Below are 19,129 nucleotides of genomic sequence, written 5' to 3'. Positions count from 1 at the left end.
GCGATGACCGCGTGCGCACAGGTGCGCACCCTACGCCTCCCGGCAAGCGTATCTAGCCCAAGTCGCCGCCCGCAACTGGCAGCACCGTCCCGGTGATGTATGAGGCCTCGCTGGATGCGAGGAACAGGATGGCGGCCACCTGTTCGTCGATGCTGCCGTAGCGGTGCATCAGGCTGGTCGATCTGGTCTGGTCGACGATGCCCTGATACCAGACCTGCTCCTGTTCCGACAGCGGTTGCGGGTTGCGCGGCACCTTGCGCGGCGGCGCTTCCGTGCCGCCGGTGGCCACCGCATTGACGCGGATGCCGTCCTGCGCATGCTCGAACGCGAGGCTCGCGGTGAGCGCGTTCACGCCGCCCTTGGCTGCGGAGTAGGGAATGCGGTAGATGCCGCGCGTTGCAACCGACGAGACGTTGACGATCGCTCCGCTGCGGCGCGCGATCATCGACGGCAGCACGGCGCGGCAGCACCACAGGGTCGGGAACAGCGAGCGGCGGATCTCCGCTTCGATCTGCTCCTCGTCGTATTCCTGGTAGGGCTTTGCCCAGATCGTGCCGCCTACGTTGTTGATCAATACGTCGATGCGGCCGTAATCCTCCAGCGCCTTCTCGACCAGCGCAAGCGCGCCGGAGTAGGTTTCGAGATCGACCTGCGACACCACGACTTGCGCCTTGAGCGCGGCGGCCTCCTGCGCCACCTCCGCCACGAGCGGCGAGCGGTCGGCCAGCACAAGCTGGGCGCCTTCGCGCGCCGCGGCCAGCGCCACGCCGCGCCCGATACCTTGCGCCGCGCCGGTGACCACCACTACCTTGTCCTTGAAGCGTTCTGGATGGGTCATGCTGCTGCTCCGCTGCTGGCCGAGAATTTTTCGAAGTAGAAGTTGGCCGGGGTGACACCGACACTGGCCAGCCAGGCGCGCACCGCATCCACCATCGGCACCGGTCCGCACAGGTAGAGGTCGATGTCGCCGCCGTTCATCCAGCCCGGTTCTACATGGGCGGTGGCGTAGCCCTTGCGCGGGTGGCTGCTCGCTTCCGAAGCCACGCAGGTCACGAATTCGAACTGCGGGTGCGCGGCGGCGATCCGGGCAAGCTGATCGAGCGCGACCAGGTCGTGGTCGTTGGTCACGGCGTACACCAGCCGCACCGGCTGTGTGAAACCCTGCGTGGCCAGCACGTCCAGCATCGACAGGAACGGGGCGATACCGGTGCCGCCTGCCAGGAACAGCAGCGGGCGCACGACCTGCCGCAGGTAGAAGCTGCCGTACGGGCCGGAGAAGGAAATCGCATCCCCGGACTGCGCCTGCTTGGCCAGGTAGCGGCTCATGCACCCGTCCGGCACGTTACGGACCACGAACTGCGCTTCTGCCGCGCTCGGGCTTGATGCGAACGAGTACGAGCGATGCAGCGCGGTGCCGGGAATGCCGACGTTGACGTACTGCCCGGGCAAAAAGTCGAGCGCTTCCGGATTGTCGAGCGCAACCGAAAAGCGGATGGTCGACTCGGACAGGTGTTCGACCTGTCCGACCTTGCCGCCGAAGCTGGTAACGCCGGTCTTGCAGGCGGTCGACGTGGCCGGGATTTTGATGACGCAGTCCGAAGTGGGGCGCATCTGGCAGGCCAGCACGTGCCCAGCGGCGGCGTCCTGCGGGTCGAGCGCGTCTTCGATGTAGCTTTCGGGCGGCATGTCGTACTGCCCCGATTCGCACAGCCCGCGGCAGGTGCCGCAGGCGCCGTCGCGGCAGTCGAGCGGAATGTTGACCTTCTGCCGGTAGGCCGCGTCCGCCAGTCTTTCATTGGGATTGCAGGTGATGAAGCGGGTAACCCCATCTTCAAACTGCAGGGCGATGGTATGGCTCATCATGACTCTCGATTCAGATGTGGTAGACGTCGATGACCTGGTTGATGTAGTCGTTCTTGAGCACGACGTACTTGTCCAGAATTTGTGGGCGGCCACCCGCAAAATCGATCACGTAGCGCGACATGCCGAAGTAGCCGTAGTTGGTCTTGTACCGGTGGCTCAAGGTATGCCAATTGAAGCGTACCGTGCACACCGCGCCTTCCTGCCGTTCGAGCTCCACGTTGGCGATGTTGTGGCAGGTGCGCGTGTCGGGCATGGTGGCGCTCGAACGCTCGGTCTTGATGCGGAATACGCGGTCTTCCAGGCCCTGGCGGTTCGGGTAGAAGATGAGCGAAATCTCACGCTGCGGGTCGGTGGTCAGCTGGTCGTCGTCGTCCCAGGCCGGCATCCAGAAGCGGGCGTCGGGGTGGTAGCAGTCGAGCCATTCGTCCCACTGTTCGTCGTCGAGCAGGCGCGCTTCACGATAGAGGAAGGACTGGATATCCTGCATGCTGATCGTGCTCATTCCTGTTCTCCTTGCGCCGCCAGCGCTTTTTGCATCACTTCCAGCCAGTAGCGGTGCTGGACCGTGTACAGGCCTTCGTCCTCGGTACGCACGCCGCTCATTACCGGCGCCAGTCCAAGCTCTTTCGCCGCATCGTCCGGGCCTTCGATCCAGTGTTTCGCGCCACGGCACATGTCGTTCCATTGCATGGCGCTGCCGGCATAGCCCTGCTGGCATGCGCGGAATTCTTCCAGGTCGTCTGGCGTGGCCATGCCGCTCGCGTTGAAGAAGTCCTCGTACTGGCGGATGCGCTGGGCGCGCGCCTCAAGCGGTTCGTCCTTGGGGGCGATGCAGTAGATGGTCACCTCGGTCTTGTCGACCGCGAGCGGGCGCAGTACCCGGATCTGCGTGCTGAACTGGTCCATCAGGTACAGGTTCGGGTACAGGCAAAGGTTGCGCGAACGCTCGATCATCCAGTCGGCCATGGCGCGGCCGTGGCGCTCTTCGTATTCGGCATGCTGCTGAAAGTTGGGCCGGTCTTCCGGATTGGCCCACTTCGACCACAGCACCATGTGCCCGTTTTCAAAGGCGTAGAAGCCGCCGCCCTGGCGTCCCCAGTTACCTGCATCCATGGCGCGGATGTTGTCCTCGTGCGCCGCCTGTTCCTCTTTGCGCCGGTTGGTCGTGGCCGCATAGTTCCAGTGCACCGCCGAGACGTGGTAGCCGTCCGCGCCGTTCTCGGCCTGCAGCTTCCAGTTGCCTTCAAAGGTATAGGTCGATGATCCGCGCAGTACTTCGAGTCCGCCCGGCGACTGGTTCACGATCATGTCGATGATCTTGCCCGCCTCGCCGAGGAAGGATTCGAGCGGTTCCACGTCCGGGTTCAGGCTGCCGAACAGGAAGCCTTTGTAGTTCGCAAAGCGCGGAACCGGCTTGAGGTCATGCGAGCCTTCCTTGTTGAAGCACTCCGGGTAGCCGGCGCCTTCCGGGTCCTTCACCTTCAGCAGTTTGCCGCTGTTGTTGAAGGTCCAGCCATGGAACGGGCAGGTGTAGGTCGCCTTGTTGCCGCGCTTGTGGCGGCACAGCTGGGCGCCGCGGTGGCTGCACGCGTTGATGAAGGCGTTCAGCTGCCCCTGGCGGTTACGGGCGATGAATACGGGCTGGCGTCCGATATGGGTCGTGTAGTAGTCATTGACGTTCGCGACCTGGCTTTCGTGCGCCAGGTAGATCCAGTTACCTTCGAAGATGTGCTGCATCTCCAGTTCGAACAGCGCCTCGTCGGTGAATGCGCTGCGGTGCAGGCGGTATTGGCCACTGGCCGCATCCTCGACCAGGTAGTCGTCAAGGCGCGCGGGGCGGGTCGGGCTGACCGGACGGATCGGGATCATACTTAAGCTCCTTACGCTGCCGCGCGCTGGCGCTGCACGATCGAGGTCGGTGCGGCGTCGGTGTCGCCGTACAGGCGGAAGTCGAAATCGATCGAAGCAAACGGCTTGTCCAGCTGCTTTGCGGTGAGCGCAGCAGGGTCATCGACGCGGGCGATCTGCGGCACCAGTCCCTCACGGCTGGCAAAGGCGAAGTCGTCCCACAGATATTCGTCGCCGTCGATATTGATCTGGGTGGTCAGCTTGCGATGGCTTGCTGCGCTGACGAAGAAGTGGATGTGCGCCGGGCGCTGGCCGTGCCGGCCGAGCAGGTCCAGCAACTGCTGGGTGGTGCCGTCCGGCGGGCAGCCGTAACCCTTCGGGATGATGCTGCGGAACTGGTACCGGCCGTCGGCATCGGTGACGATGGTGCGGCGCAGGTTGAAGTCGCTTTGGGTACGGTCGAAAAACGAGTAGTTCCCCAGCAGGTTGGCATGCCAGACTTCGACTTTGGCGCCCGGCAGCGGCTTGCCGTCCTGGCCGTAGACTGTGCCTTGCATGAACAGGGTTTCGGCAATGTCGCTCTCGGTGCCGTCGTCCAGCCGCGCAAATCCCACGCTCTCCGGCGCGCCGGCCACGTACAGCGGGCCTTCGATGGTGCGCGGCGTGCCGCCGGCCAGGCCGGCCTTGGCTTCGGCCTCGTCTGCGCGGATGTCCAGGAAGCGCTCCAGGCCCAGGCCCGCGGCCAAGAGGCCAAGCTCGTTGGCGGCGCCGGCGGCCGACATGTAGGCAAGGCCGGACCAGAGTTCGCTCGGCGTGATGTCGAGGTCCTCGATCGCCTTGCACAGGTCGCCCAGCAGGCGGACCACCACCTGCTGCACGCGTTGGTTGGCAGGACGGTCGGCAGCGTCCACTATCCAGCTCTGGACGAGTTTATCGATGTCTGCGTGGTTCATTTGTGTCTCCTGGACGTGTTTTCAACGGTCGTTATTGCGGATGGAAGAGGGGTGGCGGCACAGCGGCATCACCTCGATTTGCATGTAAGGGAACAGCGGCAGACTTGTCAGCAGCGCGTGCAGTTCATCGACGCTCTCGACATCGAAGATGCTCACGTTCGCGTACTGGCCGGCGATGCGCCACAGGTGGCGCCACTTACCTTCCGACTGCAGGCGCTGCGCGAGTTCCTTCTCAGTCTTCTTGAGCTGCGCCGCCTCTTCTTGCGGCATCGATGGCGGCAGGTTGACATTCATCCTTACGTGGAACAGCATAAAAATCTCCTTATTTGCGCTGCAGGGAGCGCAGCTTGTCGTTATCGATCTCGACGCCCAGGCCCGGGCCGGTCGGCACCTGCAGCATGAAGTCGCGGTAGACCAGCGGCTCGCGCAGCACTTCCTCGGTCAGGAGCAGTGGTCCGAACAGTTCAGTGCCCCAGGCCAGGTCGTCGAAGGTGGAGCAGAGATGGGCGGTGGCCGCAGTGCCGATGCCGCCTTCGAGCATGGTGCCGCCATACAGGCCGATGCCTTCCAGCTGCGCCACCGTGGCCACGTCGCGCGCCGGCAGCAGGCCGCCGGACTGGGCGATCTTCACCGCGTACACGTCGGCCGCATCGCTCTTGGCCAGCGCCAGCGCGTCAATCGGCCCGTGCAGCGCCTCGTCGGCCATGATCGCCACGTCGAAGCGCTGCTTCAGGCGCGCCAGCGCGGCCACGTTGCCGGCCTTGACCGGCTGTTCGATCAGGTCGACGCCGCCCGATTCGAGCGCGGCGATTCCGCGCACCGCGTCCAGCTCGCTCCAGGCCTGGTTGACGTCGACCCGGACGCTGGCTGCGTTGCCCAGCGCGCGTTTGATCGCCAGCACGTGTGCCACATCATCAATGACGCTGCGCAGGCCAATCTTGAGCTTGAAGATGCGGTGGCGGCGCGCCTCCAGCATGCGTTCGGCCTCGGCGATGTCCTTTTGCGTGTCTCCGCTGGCCAGCGTCCAGGCGACGGGCAGCGCATCGCGCACCCGTCCGCCCAAGAGTTCGGACAGCGGCACGTTCAGGCGCCGGGCCTGCGCGTCCAGCAGTGCGGTTTCGACCGCGCACTTGGCAAAGCGGTTGCCCTGGATGGTCTTGCGCAGCTTGGCCATGGCCTTGGCGACCTGGCTGGCTTCCATGCCAACCAACAGCGGGGCGATGTAGGTGTCGATATTGGTCTTGATGCTCTCCGGGCTCTCGTCGCCGTAGTTCAGTCCGCCGATGGTGGTGGCTTCGCCCCAGCCGATGATGCCGTCGGCGCATTGCACCTTGACCAACACCAGCGTCTGGGTGTGCATGGTTGCCACCGAGAGCTTGTGCGGACGAATTGTTGGCACGTCCGCGAGGATCGTCTCGATTTTCTGTATCATATTTAATGCGTATAGTGCGTTGGGGTGGTAACACGATATTCCTGCGCCGCGCCCCCGTCCAACACCAAGTTGGTATCGGCTGAATACTTTAAAGGTATGGAAGATGGAACTACGGCATTTGCGCTACTTTGTTGCGGTCGCGGAAGAGCGAAATTTCACGCGTGCAGCCGAACGGCTGTTTATCGCGCAGCCCCCGCTGAGCCGGCAGATCCAGCAATTGGAGGAAGAGCTCGGCGTGGCGCTGATCGAAAAGGGCTCGCGGCCGCTGCGCCTGACCGAGGCCGGCCAGTTCCTGCTCGGCCACGCGCGCGCGCTGCTCGACCAGGTGCGTGAACTGAAGGCGATGACCCAGCGCGTCGGCAAACTGGAGCGCGCGCTGTCGATCGGCTTTGTCGCGTCCACGCTGTACGGCCTGCTGCCCGAGATCGTGCGGCGTTACCGGGAGCGATATCAGGAGGTTGAGGTCACGCTGCACGAGATGACAACGATCGAGCAGCTCGAGGCGCTCAAGGAGGGGCGCATCGACGTCGGGTTCGGGCGCCTGAAGAGCGAGGATCCCAGCATCCGGCGCATCCTGCTGCGCGAAGAGCGGATGGTGGTGGCGCTGTTTCCGGGGCACCGGCTGGCGTCAGGCGAAGGCGGCTTGCAGTTGAAGGAACTGGTGCACGAGCCCTTGCTGGTCTATCCCAAGGCGCCGCGGCCCAGCTTTGCCGATCAGGTGCTGGCGGCGTTCAGTGAGCGCAACCTCAAGCCGGATCGCGTGATTGAGGTGCGCGAACTGCAGATTGCGCTCGGGCTGGTGGCGGCCGGGCAGGGCATCTCGATTGTGCCGGAAAGCGTGCAGGGCATGCACCGTAGTGATGTCATCTACCGTAGCCTGGATGACAAGCATACCGTCTCGCCGGTGCTGTTCAGCGTGCGGCACATGGACCGGTCACCTGAGCTGGAGAACCTGCTGGCGGTGGTCTACGAAGTCTATGACTCGTACGGGTTTTCGGGCGAGCGGGAGATGTTGTAGAGGCGCTCGGGCCAGGAGGGCCAAATGGAGGCGTAGGGTGCGCACCCGTGCGCACGCGGTACGTGTGCGTACCCGCGCCAACAACATTCAAACGTACCGCGTGCGCACAGGTGCGCACCCTACGCCCGGTGATGTGCAGTCACGGCAGGAGCACCGAAAGCTCCTGCGCCCCCTGCCGCAGCACCGGCAGGAACTGATCGACCATCTGCTCGCGTGAAACCCGTATCGCCTGAGCCCCCACGTTCAGCGCCGCCAACACCCGCCCGGCTGCGCCGCGCACCGGCACCGCGATCGAGCGCAGCCCCAGTTCAAGTTCCTCATCGATGATCGCGTAGCCGTTTTGGCGCACGTCCGCCAGCACCTGGCGCAGGCGCGCCTTGTCGGTGATGGTGTGCTCCGTGCGCGGGTGCAGCTCCACGCGCTCCAGGTAGGCGTCCAGTTCGTCCTGCGGCAGGTGCGCGAGCAGCACACGGCCAAGCGAGGTGCAGTAGGCCGGCAGCCGGCTGCCAGCCCCCAGCGCCACCGACATCACGCGCGAGGTGGCCGCGCGCGCCAGGTACAGCACCTGGTCTTCCTCCAGCACCGCCAGCGAACTCGATTCGTGCAGCGCTCGGCTGACCTGGTCCAGCACCGGCTGGGCAGCCGTGGCTAGCGGTGTCGACGACAGGTACGAGTAGCCGAGTGTGAGCACCTTGGGCCGCAGTGCGAAGTTGTTCAGCTCCGCGTCCACGTAGCCGAGCTGCCTGAGCGTGTGCAGGCAGCGCCGCACCGCCGCGCGTGGAATGCCGGTCTTTTGGCTGATCTGGGCGATGGTCTGTGGGCGCCGCGCATCGCTGAACGCCCGCAGCACCGCCAATCCGCGAGCGAGCGAGGTCATGAAGTCTGGGTCGGCCAGGGCGTCGATTTCGTCGGCAATCGTGCGGCTGACGGCGGGTGCGGTGGAAGTGTCGGGTGGCAAAGACATGGCGTGATTCTAATGCAACGTGAGCAGGAAGCCGACTGTTAACTTGACCGCCTGAACACCATAGGCGTAGACTCGGTGTGCGGTGATCGACTATGTGTGCGGTCACCGAACATTCTAGGCTTAATCGGCCGTCCCGGCAACGCCGCCACGGCCAACAAAGGCGACAACAACATGATCGACAAAACGTTTGAATCCCTGGAGCGCGCGGTGGCCGATATACCGGACGGCGCGACAGTGATGATCGGAGGCTTCGGCAATGCCGGCATGCCCACAGCGCTGATCGACGCGCTGCTGGCTCAAGGAGCGCGCGACCTCACCATCGTCAACAACAACGCCGGCAATGGCGAAACGGGCCTGGCCGCGCTGCTCAAGGCCAGGCGCGTGCGCAAGATCATCTGCTCGTTCCCGCGCCAGGCGGACTCGCAGGTGTTCGACGCGCTGTACCGCGCGGGCGAAATCGAGCTTGAGCTCACACCGCAGGGCAACCTGGCCGAACGCATCCGCGCCGCCGGCGCCGGCATCGGCGGCTTCTTCACGCCCACCGGCTACGGCACGCTGCTCGCCGAGGGCAAGGAGACGCGCTCCATCAACGGCAAGAACTACGTGTTCGAGACCCCGATCCACGCCGACTTCGCGCTCATCAAGGCGCTGCGCGGCGACCGCTGGGGCAACCTCGTGTACCGCAAGACCGCGCGCAACTTCGGCCCGATCATGGCCATGGCGGCCAAGGTCACCGTCGCCCAGGTGCAGGAAGTGGTGCCGCTCGGCGCGCTCGACCCGGAGGTGATCGTCACGCCGGGCATCTTCGTTCAACGTGTGGTCAGGGAGGCAGCATGAACCGACTTACTCGCGACCAGATGGCCGCACGCGTCGCGCAGGACATTCCGGAAGGCGCCTACGTCAACCTCGGGATCGGCTTGCCGACCAAGGTCGCCAATTACCTTCCGGCCGAGCGCGAAGTGTTCCTGCACAGCGAAAACGGGTTGCTCGGCATGGGCCCGGCCCCGGCTCCCGGTGAGGAAGACCAGGACCTGATCAACGCCGGCAAGCAGCCGGTTACGCTGCTCACTGGCGGCGCCTACTTCCACCACGCCGACTCGTTCGCCATGATGCGCGGCGGGCATCTGGACATCTGCGTGCTGGGCGCATTCCAGGTGTCGGCGCGCGGCGACCTGGCGAACTGGCATACCGGTGCGCCTGACGCGATTCCCGCCGTCGGCGGCGCCATGGACCTGGCGATCGGCGCCAAGCAGGTGTTCGTGATGATGGAACACCAGACCAAGACCGGCGAAAGCAAGATCGTCAACGACTGTACCTATCCGCTTACGGGTATCGGTTGCGTCAGCCGTATTTACACCGATCTGGCGGTGATCGACGTGACGCCGGCCGGGCTGGTGGTGCGCGAGATGGCGCCGGGCCTGAACTTCGCCGAACTGCAGGCCATTACCGCGGCACCGCTGCTGCCGCCGAAGGAGAAGAACAATGCTTGACGCTTTCATCTGCGATGCTATCCGCACCCCGATCGGGCGCTACGGCGGTGCACTCAAGGACGTGCGGGCCGACGACCTGGGTGCGGTGCCTTTGACGGAACTGATGCGGCGTAATCCAAACGTCGACTGGAACGCGGTGGACGACGTCATCTATGGCTGCGCCAACCAGGCGGGAGAAGACAACCGCAACGTCGCGCGAATGTCATCCCTGCTGGCCGGGCTGCCCCCGGAGGTTCCGGGTTCGACCGTCAACCGCCTGTGCGGTTCGGGTATGGACGCGGTTGGCAGCGCGGGGCGCGCGATTCGCAGTGGCGAGGCAAGCCTGATGATCGCCGGTGGCGTGGAATCGATGACACGTGCGCCTTTCGTGATGGGCAAGGCAGACGCCGCCTTTTCGCGCAGCGCGCATATCTACGACACCACGATCGGCTGGCGCTTTCCGAATCGGCTGATGGAAAAGCTGTACGGCACCGACTCGATGCCGGAGACCGCGGAAAATGTGGCGCAGGATTATGGCATCAGCCGCGCCGACCAGGACTTGTTTGCGCTGGCGAGCCAGCTCAAGGCCGCGCGGGCGCAGCAGGAAGGGATCTTCGAGGAGGAGATCGTGCCGGTGCTGGTCCCTCAGAAGAAGGGCGATCCGCTGCGCGTTGCGCGCGACGAGCACCCGCGCGAAACCACGATCGAGGCGCTGGCCAGGCTCAAGCCGGTGGTGCGTGCGGACGGTACGGTCAGCGCGGGTAATGCGTCCGGCGTGAATGACGGCGCGTGCGCTTTGTTGCTGGCGAATGAGCAGGCTGCCAAACAATACAGACTCACGCCGCGTGCGCGTATCGTCGGCATGGCGACCGCCGGTGTGGCGCCGCGCGTGATGGGTATCGGTCCGGTGCCGGCCACACAAAAGCTGCTGCGCCGGCTCGGCATGAGCCTGGATCAGATGGACGTTATTGAGCTGAATGAAGCGTTTGCGGCGCAGGGACTGGCGGTGATGCGCATGCTGGGATTGCAGGATGACGATCCGCGCGTGAACCCAAACGGCGGCGCGATTGCGCTCGGTCACCCGCTCGGGATGAGCGGGGCGCGGCTGGTGACAACCGCGATGTATCAACTGCACCGCACGGGTGGTCGCTACGCGCTTTGCACGATGTGCATCGGCGTTGGGCAGGGCATCGCGCTCGTCATCGAGCGCATATAACATCCCGCACAGTGGGCAGGTCCTCCTGCCCACGCGTTCAGCAATAACCGGCCAAATCCGAACAGTTTCCATTGTCGTTGAACGCGTGGGGGAGACCCGCCCACCCTGCGAATCCCGCACTTACCGGTAACTGCGCCTAGAACTTTCGTGCAGACTTCTCGCGCGGAGCCTTCACCTGCCACCGTGCGTTAGGCAGGTCGGCCGACACCTACCGGCTGGCGCATCGCTCGACTTGGTCGGGCGGTTGCGAAAAGTGTGTGACTTAATGGCAATTGTTAGTCAATTAAGATTCGGACAGCCGTTCGGTGCGCGCCGCCGGACCGTGCCATGCTAAGATTACGGTATGTTGCAAGTGGGCACGATGGTGCGCGTGCGCCTTGACGCGCCGCAGCACCGCCAATTACACTCGCGCTGTTTTCAATTTTTGGGGTCCACATGGGCACGTGTTCCAGCGACAGTTGTAGCCAGTTACCTGGCACATCCTCGGCAGAATAACGCAGGCCTTTCCGTCCCTGCCGTCATTCGCCCTGGATGACGGTGCAGTCCCCCTTCCGGCCCGACGCCGGAAACCCGCACTCCTACAACCCACGCCAGTTCCCGCCGCGCCCCCAGGTGCCGCAAGCAGCCATCGTCCAGCTCCGGTTTGGCCCGGATGGGCGATGTTGTGCGTGCTGGCGCCTGCATGCGGCAATCGATGACGGGTAACCGACGACCTGCGCAGCCGGCCGCATGCCGGCGCCGCGCGCGTCAAATAGTCTGCGCGCTCCGCGCAGTCTCAGGAATAGCGATGTTTGAATTCTTCGATCGCGGCCAGGCCACGCCGAACCGCGTCCAGGTCACCGGTCCCAACCGCTGGGATTGGGTACTCTTGCCGTTGGTGCTGGCGCTGCTGGGCGCCGCCGCGTATGGCGCGATGCAGATGGCGCGCCCGTTCGTGCTCGGCCAGCCGACCCCGATTGCGCTCGATATCGGAGAATTACCCTACTACCTGCTGCGCACGACGCTGCGCATGTTCATGGCGCTGGGCTGTTCGCTGCTGTTCAGCTTTGTGTTCGCCGCCGTCGCCGCCAAGTCGCGCGCGGCCGAAAAGGTTTTGATTCCGCTGCTCGATATCCTGCAGTCGGTCCCGATCCTCGGCTTCCAGGCGATCGCGATCGCGCCGTTCATCGCGCTGTTCCCGGGCAGCCTCTTGGGGGTGGAATGCGCCGCGATCTTCGCGATCTTTACTTCCCAGGCGTGGAACATGGCGTTCAGCCTGTACCAGTCGATGCGCACCGTGCCGGCCGAGCTCAATGAGGCGGCGCAGGTATTCTGCCTGTCGGGCTGGCAGCGTTTCTGGCGGCTGGAGCTGCCATACGCGATGCCGGCACTGTTGTGGAACATGATGATGTCGATGTCCGGCGGCTGGTTCTTCCTGGTCGCGGCCGAAGCGATCTCGGTCGCCGGGCAGGACATCAAGCTGCCCGGTATCGGCGCCTACATCGCGGTGGCGATCGAACAGGAGAACGGGCGCGCCGTGGCGTGGGCGATCGTGGCGATGTTCGCCGGGATCGTGCTGTACGACCAGCTATTCTTCCGGCCGCTCTTGGCATGGGCCGACAAGTTCCGCTTCGAGGAATCGCAGGGCGACACGGGCCAGCGCTCGTGGCTGCTTGACTGGGTCCACCGCGGCCGCTGGACGCGCGAGGCGGGCAATCGGTTCTGGGCACTCATGCGATCGGCCCTGGGCTGGTTCGGCGGCACCGGTAAGCGCCGATCGCTGCCCGACCCCCGGTCAACGCCGATGCGTCGTGCGTTGCCGCGCATGTGGGACGCGCTGCTTGCCGCTGGCGCGTTCTACGCCGCGCTGCGCCTGGTCACCTATATACACGCCGACGTCGGCTGGGCGGAGGCTGGCCACGTGTTCCTGCTTGGCCTGGCCACCCTGGTGCGGGTAATGCTGTTGATCGGACTGGCGTCGCTGGTGTGGGTGCCGATCGCCGTCTGGATCGGGCTGCGGCCGCGTTATTCGCAGCGGGTGCAGGCGGTGGCGCAGTTCCTGGCCGCGTTCCCGGTCAACCTGTTGTTCCCGATCGTGGTTTACGTACTGGTGACTTACCGCCTGAACCCCAACATCTGGTTAAGTCCCCTGATGGTGTTCGGCACCCAGTGGTACATCCTGTTTAACGTGGTGGCCGGCGCGTCGACCATTCCGACCGAGCTGCGGCTGGCGAGCGATAACCTGCGCCTGACCGGGTGGCTCAAGTGGAAGCGGGTGTACCTGCCGGCGGTGTTCCCGGCCTACGTGACCGGCGCGATCACGGCCAGCGGCGGGTCGTGGAATGCGAGTATCGTGGCCGAGTACGTCACCTGGGGCAAGACCACGCTGGTCGCCCATGGCCTGGGCAGTTATATCAAGCAGATGACCGATGCCGGCGACTTTCACCGCATTGCGCTGGGCATTGGCGTGATGTGCATCTTCGTGATGATATTGAACCGATTTTTCTGGCGCAGACTTTACGAGCTGGCCGGCAACCGCAGTCAATAAGGAGTGGCAATGGCAGACAATATCCTGGTCCAGCTCGAAGGCGTGGGCAAATCATTCAAGCGGGCCGATGGCGCACCGCGCCGGGTCCTGGACGGAGTGGACTTTACGCTGCGCGAAGGCGAGATCGTGGCCATGCTCGGCAAGTCCGGTTCCGGCAAGTCGACCTTGCTGCGGATCGTGGCCGGCCTGATTCCGCTGGACGCCGGCCGCGCCGTGTATCTCGGCCAGCCGATCACCGGTCCCGCGCCCGGGGTGGCGATGGTGTTCCAGTCGTTCGCGCTGTTCCCGTGGCTGACCGTGCAGCAGAACGTGGAGCTGGGGCTGGAGGCGCAGGGTGTGCCAGCCGCCGAGCGCGAACGCCGCGCCGACGACGTGCTGGAAATGATCGGCTTGGCCGGGTTCGGCGGCGCGCTGCCACGCGAACTGTCGGGTGGCATGCGCCAGCGCGTGGGCATCGCGCGTGCGCTGGTGACCAACCCGGACGTGCTGCTGATGGACGAAGCCTTCTCGGCGCTCGACGTGCTGACCGGCGAGACGCTGCGCGACGACATCCTGGCGCTATGGGACAGCAAGCAGATCCCCACGCGCGGCATCGTGGTGGTGTCGCACAATATCGAGGAGGCGGTGATGATGGCCGACCGGATCGTCATCCTGTCCAGCGATCCGGGCCGGATCGCGAGCGAGGTCAGGATCGACCTGCCGCGGCCGCGCGACGTCGATTCGCCGCGGGTGCGTGCGCTGGTCGACCAGGTGTACGGCCTGATGACGACCCGTAAGGCACCAGCGCCGGTCGCAGTCGGCGCGCCTGCGCCGCATCCGGACTACCGCCTGCCGGATACCGACATCAGCCGCATCGAGGCGGTGCTGGAGCTGATCGCGCAGCCGCCGTTCGATGGCCGCGCCGACCTGCCGCAACTGGCGGAGGAGGCCGAGCTGCCGGACGAGGAACTGTTTCCGACCTACGAGGCGCTCACCATGCTCGGGCTGGCCCACGTGGAGGGCGGCGACATCATGCTCACCCCGCTGGGCATGCGCTATGCGGGCGCCGACCAGGCCCAGCGCCAGGAGATCTTCGGCCGCCAGCTGCTGGCCAACGTCCCGCTGGCGGCGCGCATCCGCCATGCGTTGACCGAAGAGGAGAAGGGCACGCTGTCGCGGGAACCCGTGATCAAGCAGCTGGAGGAAACCATGAAGGAGGACGAAGCCCGGCGCACCTTCGGCGTGGCGGTGGAGTGGGGGCGTTATGGCGAGGTGTACGAGTATGACCTGAACCTCAAGCTCCTGAAGCTGCCGGAGATGGAGCTGCGCTGAATCGTGCCTTCTACTGATGGAGCTACAGAACACGTCCTCCATCCTAATGCCCCGGCCGAGGCAGCGTACGCGCGCTGTGGCGCAAGGCCGGCGCCGGCCCCGTCATGGCTGGCTGGCCCAGCCCGGTCGCGCTCCAATGACGCGCAGCACGCACAGCCAGGCCGGCGTCTCGATCGCACAGGTGGGCTATCGCGGCGGCGTCGAGCACATTGCTGTTCAGGCATTCGAGGCGCTGCAGCGCGCCGCCGGCAATAAGGACTGCAACTGCCCCTGGGTCCACAGAAACAACTGGCGCAGGCCGCGCACCTGCACGGCGGCCTCGATCACGCGCAGCAAGTATTCCTGTTCGGCGCCGCTGAGGATGAGCAACTGGTCCGGCGCCGCCGCCCCCACCGCTTACGCTTACGCTATCGCGCGCGCGACCGTCGCCTGCGCGGCGGCCAAGCGGCGCGCGTTGGCGCGGCCGTTCAGGCGCGTCATGTAGACCACGAAGACCAGGCCGGTCAGCATCAGCACCCAGTCGGCCGGTTCGGGTACGGCGACAGCGGCCACCGGGGTTAAGCTCAGCAGCGACGAGGTCGAAGTAACGACGACGCCCGTCTTCGACAGCGAGAAGTTCAGCGCGCCGTTCGGATCGCCAATGACGTTGGAGAGCGAGTCGTACAGCACTATCGAGAAGAAGCTGTTGCTGTCAAAAGTGCTGGCGAAGCCGAGGAAGCCTTCCGAGAAATTCAGGTCGAACGCAAACGGACCGTCGACCGCAAGGAACAGATCGTTATAGGCGCCGGCGTTGCCGATGATAAAACCGTCAGATGTCCCGCTGACCGCGCCCGTACGATCGAGCTCGGACAGCGGAATGCCTGTAAAGTGAGACAGCGAGGCCGTCACGGGGGCAGCGCCGTCGATGCTGCCAAACACGAAGTCGATGTAGGCAATGTCTGAGGTGGCGGTATTGGCGACGTCGATTTTGTAAGTCGGCAGCACGGTGGCGCCGGCCGTCAGGCTCGCCGCAGCCAAGCCCAGGGCCAGCACGACATGACGCAGGTGTTTTTGAACGTTGAACATGTGATTTCCTTAGAGAGTGCCGCTGTAGATGATAGCGTTGTAGCCAATCGGGCCTTTGCTTGGGTTGGAGAAGATCACCGTTACCGTCGCGGTCTGACCCGGAGCGAGCGCGCCATTGGCGAACGTGACGTACTGCGCGCCGTTGTGGGTGCCCGAGGCGTTGTCGATCGAGACGCCCGACGTCAGGCCGGCGAACTCAACGTTGACCGGGCCGCTGATGGCTGCCGCCGTTTTGTTGGTCAAGGTATAGGTCACGCTGAACTTCTGGGTCGTACGGTTGTACACGGGGCCCACGCTGGTCACCTCGAAGCTGGCGGTGACATTGGTGATGCAACTATGGAGCGGCGTCGACGTGTTACGCGGCGCCGCCGCCTGGACCGTGAAATCGGCGCCGTTGTTGTCGGTATCGACGCATTCATTGGTGCGGAAGGCCGCCGTCGTCGGCGACAGCGTTGCGGTCGGCACACCACCCTCAGCAGGCGATGAGCCGGTGCCGAACGCCACCCAGTCGATCACGTTCGTGCTCGTTGGCGTCGCTGCGGCGGGCAGTGCAGTCGTGCCGTTGACCAGGGCCACTTTCCCGGCTGTCCCCGACAAATTGATCGTGCCCGTCGCATCCGCAGTCGGGAGTGCAGACCCGATGGCGCCGTTCGAAAATTCCGCCACCAGGAAATATTGCCCCGGTTGCAGTGTCTTCGCTGGCAGCGCCGTGGTGTTGCTCCACGAAGTGCCCGTCGACGAGGCATATTGCACGCTCAGGCCGCTCAGAGATACCGGCGCCGAGGTCGGGTTGAAAATTTCGATGTAATCGTTCCTCAGCGATGCGCCGGCATTACCGCCAGCACCATAAATTTGACTGATCACCAGGTGGGCAGGACGGGGCGCGGGCGTTCCCGCTGTATTGTCGATCGTGAACGCAAAGGCACTGGAGCTGCCAATGTTGTTGGCCGCGTCATAGGCCTTGGTCACAAGACTGTGGCTGCCGTTGGTCAGCAATGTGGAGTCGTATGCCAGCGTGTACGGCGCCGTCGTGCTGGAACCGACCAGGCTGCCGTCGACATAAAACTCGACCTTGGTCACGCCGACGTTGTCGGTGGCCGTGGCGTTGAGGGTGATGCGACCCGCGCTACCTGTTACGCTGGCGGAGACGACCGGTGGGACCAGGTCGATGATCGTATTGCTGATCGTGAAGGTGACCGGGGACGACTTGCCGATATTATTGGCCGCGTCGTAAGCCCAGGCTACCAGGCTGTGGCTACCGTTCGACAGTTTGGTCGAATCGAGCGTGGCAGTATATGGCGTCACGTCAGTGCCCGCGATCAGGTTGCCGTCGACATAGAACTCGACCAGGGTCACGCCTTTGTCGTCGCTGGCGTTGGCCGACAGCGTGATGTTGCCACTGCTGCCGCTGACACTGGCGCTGACAGTCGGGATAATCAAATCGCCGGCGCCGGCCACCTGGGTCACCCAGATCGGCGCCGACCACAGGATGTTGCCGTCGTTCTGGGTCACTTTGGCGTAGTAGAAATGTTCGCCAAGGGCCGGGGTGAAGGCCTGCGATGCGCCCGTCCCCAGCACGGTGACGGTGCCATTACGGCCCGGCACGCCTTCGTAGAAGGTCACCGTCGAGGCCGACTTACCATTGGTATTCGAATAGTTCGCGGTCAAGGAAAGCGAGCCGTAATTGGTGAAGCGCTCGCCCATCATGTGAGTCTCGCCCACCGTCGCACCGTTGCCCTTGCTGGTGAGGATCAGTTGCGAGGCCTTGTCCATGGTCGCGAACACGCGGCGCGCCTTGATGGCCTCGATAAAGCTGGCGTTGGTGAACGGGGTGCCGGTCGGGATCAGGATACCGGTGCGGTTGGTGTAGGACGCGCCCCAATTGGCGCAGTGGTTATCCTGGTCGGTCGAGAACGCCACGTGGAAGCCCGCCTCAAGCGCCTTCTGGCAGGCACCCTCGTAGCTGCTGCGGCCCGTTTCCGTTTCCGTCGTGTTGACCGAGAAGGCCGAGGTATTGAGCACTTCGCACAAGGCCATCGCGGTGTCGCCGTCGGCCGTATAGCCGAGCGCCTTCCCATTGACGAGGAACTGGCCGCTGCTGGCAGGGTGATTGAATTGGCCGACCCAGCCGCGCTTGGCCATCAGCGTGTACAGGCCGGCGTAGTCGCCCTTGGCCGTGAACGTGTCGCCGATCAACTCTCCGCTGCTGTTGTATTCCCATTCCAGCAATTCCGGCGTGTTGAAGATGTTCATGTGACCGCCGTTATTGATTACGCCCCATTCCAGGCCGTAGATGCCGAGGAAATTCGGGTTGGCCGCATTGAAATCGACGGCCGCCTTCAGGCCCGACTGGTACAGTGCGCGCGCCCTGACGGCGTCGGCGCCGGTGTTGGTGCCGTCGGAGCCGTCGTACATGTGGTTATGCTCGGAGGCCATCAGGAAGTCCAGGCCCCTGTTCTTCGCATAGGCGAAGGCCTCGGCCGGGCCGCCGGCGGTGCCCGCCTGGGGATTCTGGGCGCCCGAGCAACTGGCCAGGTTGCCGCCGCCGTCGCTGTGGTTGGTCTGGCTGTGCAGGTTGCCGAAGTAGACCGTGTAAGCCGGCTGCGTGGTGGCCGTGGCCATGGCCATGGCGGCGCGCAGCCGCGGCGACGCGTTCGGCTCGGGCAGGGGCGCGGCGAGCGTCGCGGCGCTGGGCATGGCGGCCACTGACGGCTCGCCGACGACGATATCCCATTTCTGTTCTTCGGCGTCATCGGCGGCCGCGAGGACGGCGTCGACACCCTCGGCACTCGTGTCGCCGCCCGTGTCGGTTGTCGGCTTGGCCGTGGCGACCATGCGCACCGTGTAGACGCCATCGGCCAGGCTTGGATCGGCGCTGCGCGCGGCCCAGTCGATATTGACCTTGCGCGGCGCGTCGGTCAGGCGTTCGATACCGTGCCAGCGCTGCACGGTGTTGCCTCGCGCGTCGAGCAGTTCAAGGCGCCAGAAGATGTCCTGGGCGCTTTCAACGAAGGGATAGGAAAAATCGAGGGTGAAGCTGCGACTGCCTTGGGTGTCGCCCGCGTACGGTGCGTACAGCGTGGCTTCGAATTCGCGATGATCCTGCTTGAGATCTTGCGCCAAGGCGCCGAAATTGATTGCCGCCAATGCCATCGCGACCAGTGCGCGACGGGGCAAACCATGCCTGCCAACCTGATTCTTGCCGTTCATAACCTGAGCCTTTTCGTTGATATACGTGTGGAAACTGGTGCGCCCGTTGTGCAATATGCATTAACAAATGTACTAAAGCAATTGCAAATTCTTCACCAATATCAGGGATGTCGCGACAAAATTGCGCTTTTTCCCTATGAAAAGATAAAGTCTTTTAGATAAATTAATGTGAAAAAATAATAATACGTGTTGCAAAACTGTCACATCTGGAGCGTTGAGCGCCAAATTCGCGTGCGAATACCACCTGAACAAT

At 64.3% G+C, this 19,129-nt stretch carries 17 protein-coding genes; 6 read left to right on the top strand and 11 right to left on the bottom strand.

Going from position 1 to position 19,129, the window contains the following annotated elements; genetic code table 11:
- Window positions 1-52 precede the first annotated feature (52 nt).
- Genes E4O92_RS08170 through E4O92_RS08140 form a run of 7 tightly spaced genes read right to left on the bottom strand, consistent with a single transcriptional unit; the run spans window position 53 to window position 6,096 of the window.
- Window positions 53-838, bottom strand: a complete 786-nt coding sequence (locus E4O92_RS08170; protein WP_135189272.1) for a 1,6-dihydroxycyclohexa-2,4-diene-1-carboxylate dehydrogenase — start codon at window positions 836-838, stop codon at window positions 53-55.
- Window positions 835-1,860, bottom strand: coding sequence for a benzoate 1,2-dioxygenase electron transfer component BenC (gene benC, locus E4O92_RS08165; RefSeq protein WP_135189394.1), 1,026 nt, complete (start codon window positions 1,858-1,860; stop codon window positions 835-837). Before benC ends, E4O92_RS08170 begins: the two co-directional genes overlap by 4 nt.
- Before the next feature lie 13 nt (window positions 1,861-1,873).
- The gene (gene benB, locus E4O92_RS08160; RefSeq protein ID WP_135189271.1) at window positions 1,874-2,365 is read right to left on the bottom strand and encodes a benzoate 1,2-dioxygenase small subunit; all 492 of its coding nucleotides are present in this window, start codon (window positions 2,363-2,365) and stop codon (window positions 1,874-1,876) included.
- Window positions 2,362-3,732 carry a benzoate 1,2-dioxygenase large subunit gene (benA, locus tag E4O92_RS08155; RefSeq protein ID WP_135189270.1) on the bottom strand — a complete coding sequence of 457 codons (1,371 nt, stop codon included), beginning with the start codon at window positions 3,730-3,732 and terminating at the stop codon, window positions 2,362-2,364. The genes benB and benA overlap by 4 nt, the downstream gene beginning before the upstream one ends.
- Before the next feature lie 11 nt (window positions 3,733-3,743).
- Window positions 3,744-4,664 (bottom strand): catechol 1,2-dioxygenase, encoded by a 921-nt coding sequence (gene catA, locus E4O92_RS08150; RefSeq protein ID WP_135189269.1) that lies wholly within the window; start codon window positions 4,662-4,664, stop codon window positions 3,744-3,746.
- Window positions 4,665-4,685: 21 nt separating this feature from the next.
- Window positions 4,686-4,976, bottom strand: coding sequence for a muconolactone Delta-isomerase (catC, locus tag E4O92_RS08145; RefSeq protein ID WP_135189268.1), 291 nt, complete (start codon window positions 4,974-4,976; stop codon window positions 4,686-4,688).
- 10 nt (window positions 4,977-4,986) lie between these two features.
- Complete coding sequence (locus E4O92_RS08140; protein ID WP_135189267.1) at window positions 4,987-6,096, bottom strand: muconate/chloromuconate family cycloisomerase; 1,110 nt, start codon at window positions 6,094-6,096, stop codon at window positions 4,987-4,989.
- A gap of 103 nt (window positions 6,097-6,199) precedes the next feature.
- On the opposite strand from E4O92_RS08140, the gene E4O92_RS08135 reads away from it, so the two are divergent.
- A complete protein-coding gene (locus E4O92_RS08135; protein WP_135189266.1) occupies window positions 6,200-7,114 on the top strand; it encodes a LysR family transcriptional regulator in 915 nt (304 codons plus the stop codon).
- A gap of 139 nt (window positions 7,115-7,253) precedes the next feature.
- Here E4O92_RS08135 and E4O92_RS08130 read toward each other — a convergent pair whose 3' ends face one another.
- Window positions 7,254-8,078, bottom strand: coding sequence for an IclR family transcriptional regulator domain-containing protein (locus tag E4O92_RS08130; RefSeq protein WP_135189265.1), 825 nt, complete (start codon window positions 8,076-8,078; stop codon window positions 7,254-7,256).
- 171 nt (window positions 8,079-8,249) lie between these two features.
- Between E4O92_RS08130 and E4O92_RS08125 the strand changes: the two genes are divergently transcribed.
- The 5 genes from E4O92_RS08125 to E4O92_RS08105 all read left to right on the top strand — a co-directional run bounded on the left by E4O92_RS08125 (window position 8,250) and on the right by E4O92_RS08105 (window position 14,601).
- Window positions 8,250-8,915, top strand: coding sequence for a 3-oxoacid CoA-transferase subunit A (locus E4O92_RS08125; RefSeq protein ID WP_135189264.1), 666 nt, complete (start codon window positions 8,250-8,252; stop codon window positions 8,913-8,915).
- Window positions 8,912-9,568 carry a CoA transferase subunit B gene (locus E4O92_RS08120; protein ID WP_135189263.1) on the top strand — a complete coding sequence of 219 codons (657 nt, stop codon included), beginning with the start codon at window positions 8,912-8,914 and terminating at the stop codon, window positions 9,566-9,568. Before E4O92_RS08125 ends, E4O92_RS08120 begins: the two co-directional genes overlap by 4 nt.
- Entirely contained in the window at window positions 9,561-10,763 is a 1,203-nt protein-coding gene (gene pcaF, locus E4O92_RS08115) for a 3-oxoadipyl-CoA thiolase (protein ID WP_135189262.1), read from the top strand. Before E4O92_RS08120 ends, pcaF begins: the two co-directional genes overlap by 8 nt.
- Before the next feature lie 787 nt (window positions 10,764-11,550).
- Window positions 11,551-13,290, top strand: coding sequence for an ABC transporter permease (locus tag E4O92_RS08110; RefSeq protein WP_135189261.1), 1,740 nt, complete (start codon window positions 11,551-11,553; stop codon window positions 13,288-13,290).
- Between the two features lie 9 nt (window positions 13,291-13,299).
- Window positions 13,300-14,601 (top strand): ABC transporter ATP-binding protein, encoded by a 1,302-nt coding sequence (locus tag E4O92_RS08105; RefSeq protein ID WP_135189260.1) that lies wholly within the window; start codon window positions 13,300-13,302, stop codon window positions 14,599-14,601.
- A 216-nt stretch (window positions 14,602-14,817) separates the two neighbouring features.
- Here E4O92_RS08105 and E4O92_RS24765 read toward each other — a convergent pair whose 3' ends face one another.
- From E4O92_RS24765 to E4O92_RS08095, 3 genes are read right to left on the bottom strand one after another with little or no spacing between them, the layout of a single operon-like run.
- Window positions 14,818-14,970 carry a hypothetical protein gene (locus E4O92_RS24765; protein WP_167759731.1) on the bottom strand — a complete coding sequence of 51 codons (153 nt, stop codon included), beginning with the start codon at window positions 14,968-14,970 and terminating at the stop codon, window positions 14,818-14,820.
- A 33-nt stretch (window positions 14,971-15,003) separates the two neighbouring features.
- Window positions 15,004-15,666: an NF038129 family PEP-CTERM protein gene (locus E4O92_RS08100; RefSeq protein ID WP_135189259.1), complete on the bottom strand. Its 663-nt coding sequence runs from the start codon at window positions 15,664-15,666 to the stop codon at window positions 15,004-15,006.
- A 9-nt stretch (window positions 15,667-15,675) separates the two neighbouring features.
- The gene (locus E4O92_RS08095) at window positions 15,676-18,876 is read right to left on the bottom strand and encodes an Ig-like domain-containing protein (protein ID WP_135189258.1); all 3,201 of its coding nucleotides are present in this window, start codon (window positions 18,874-18,876) and stop codon (window positions 15,676-15,678) included.
- Window positions 18,877-19,129 lie beyond the last annotated feature (253 nt).

The organism is Massilia horti (genome assembly GCF_004614195.1).
Classification (GTDB): Bacteria; Pseudomonadota; Gammaproteobacteria; order Burkholderiales; family Burkholderiaceae_D; genus Telluria; species Telluria horti.
This window is presented reverse-complemented; position numbering and strand designations above follow the sequence as displayed.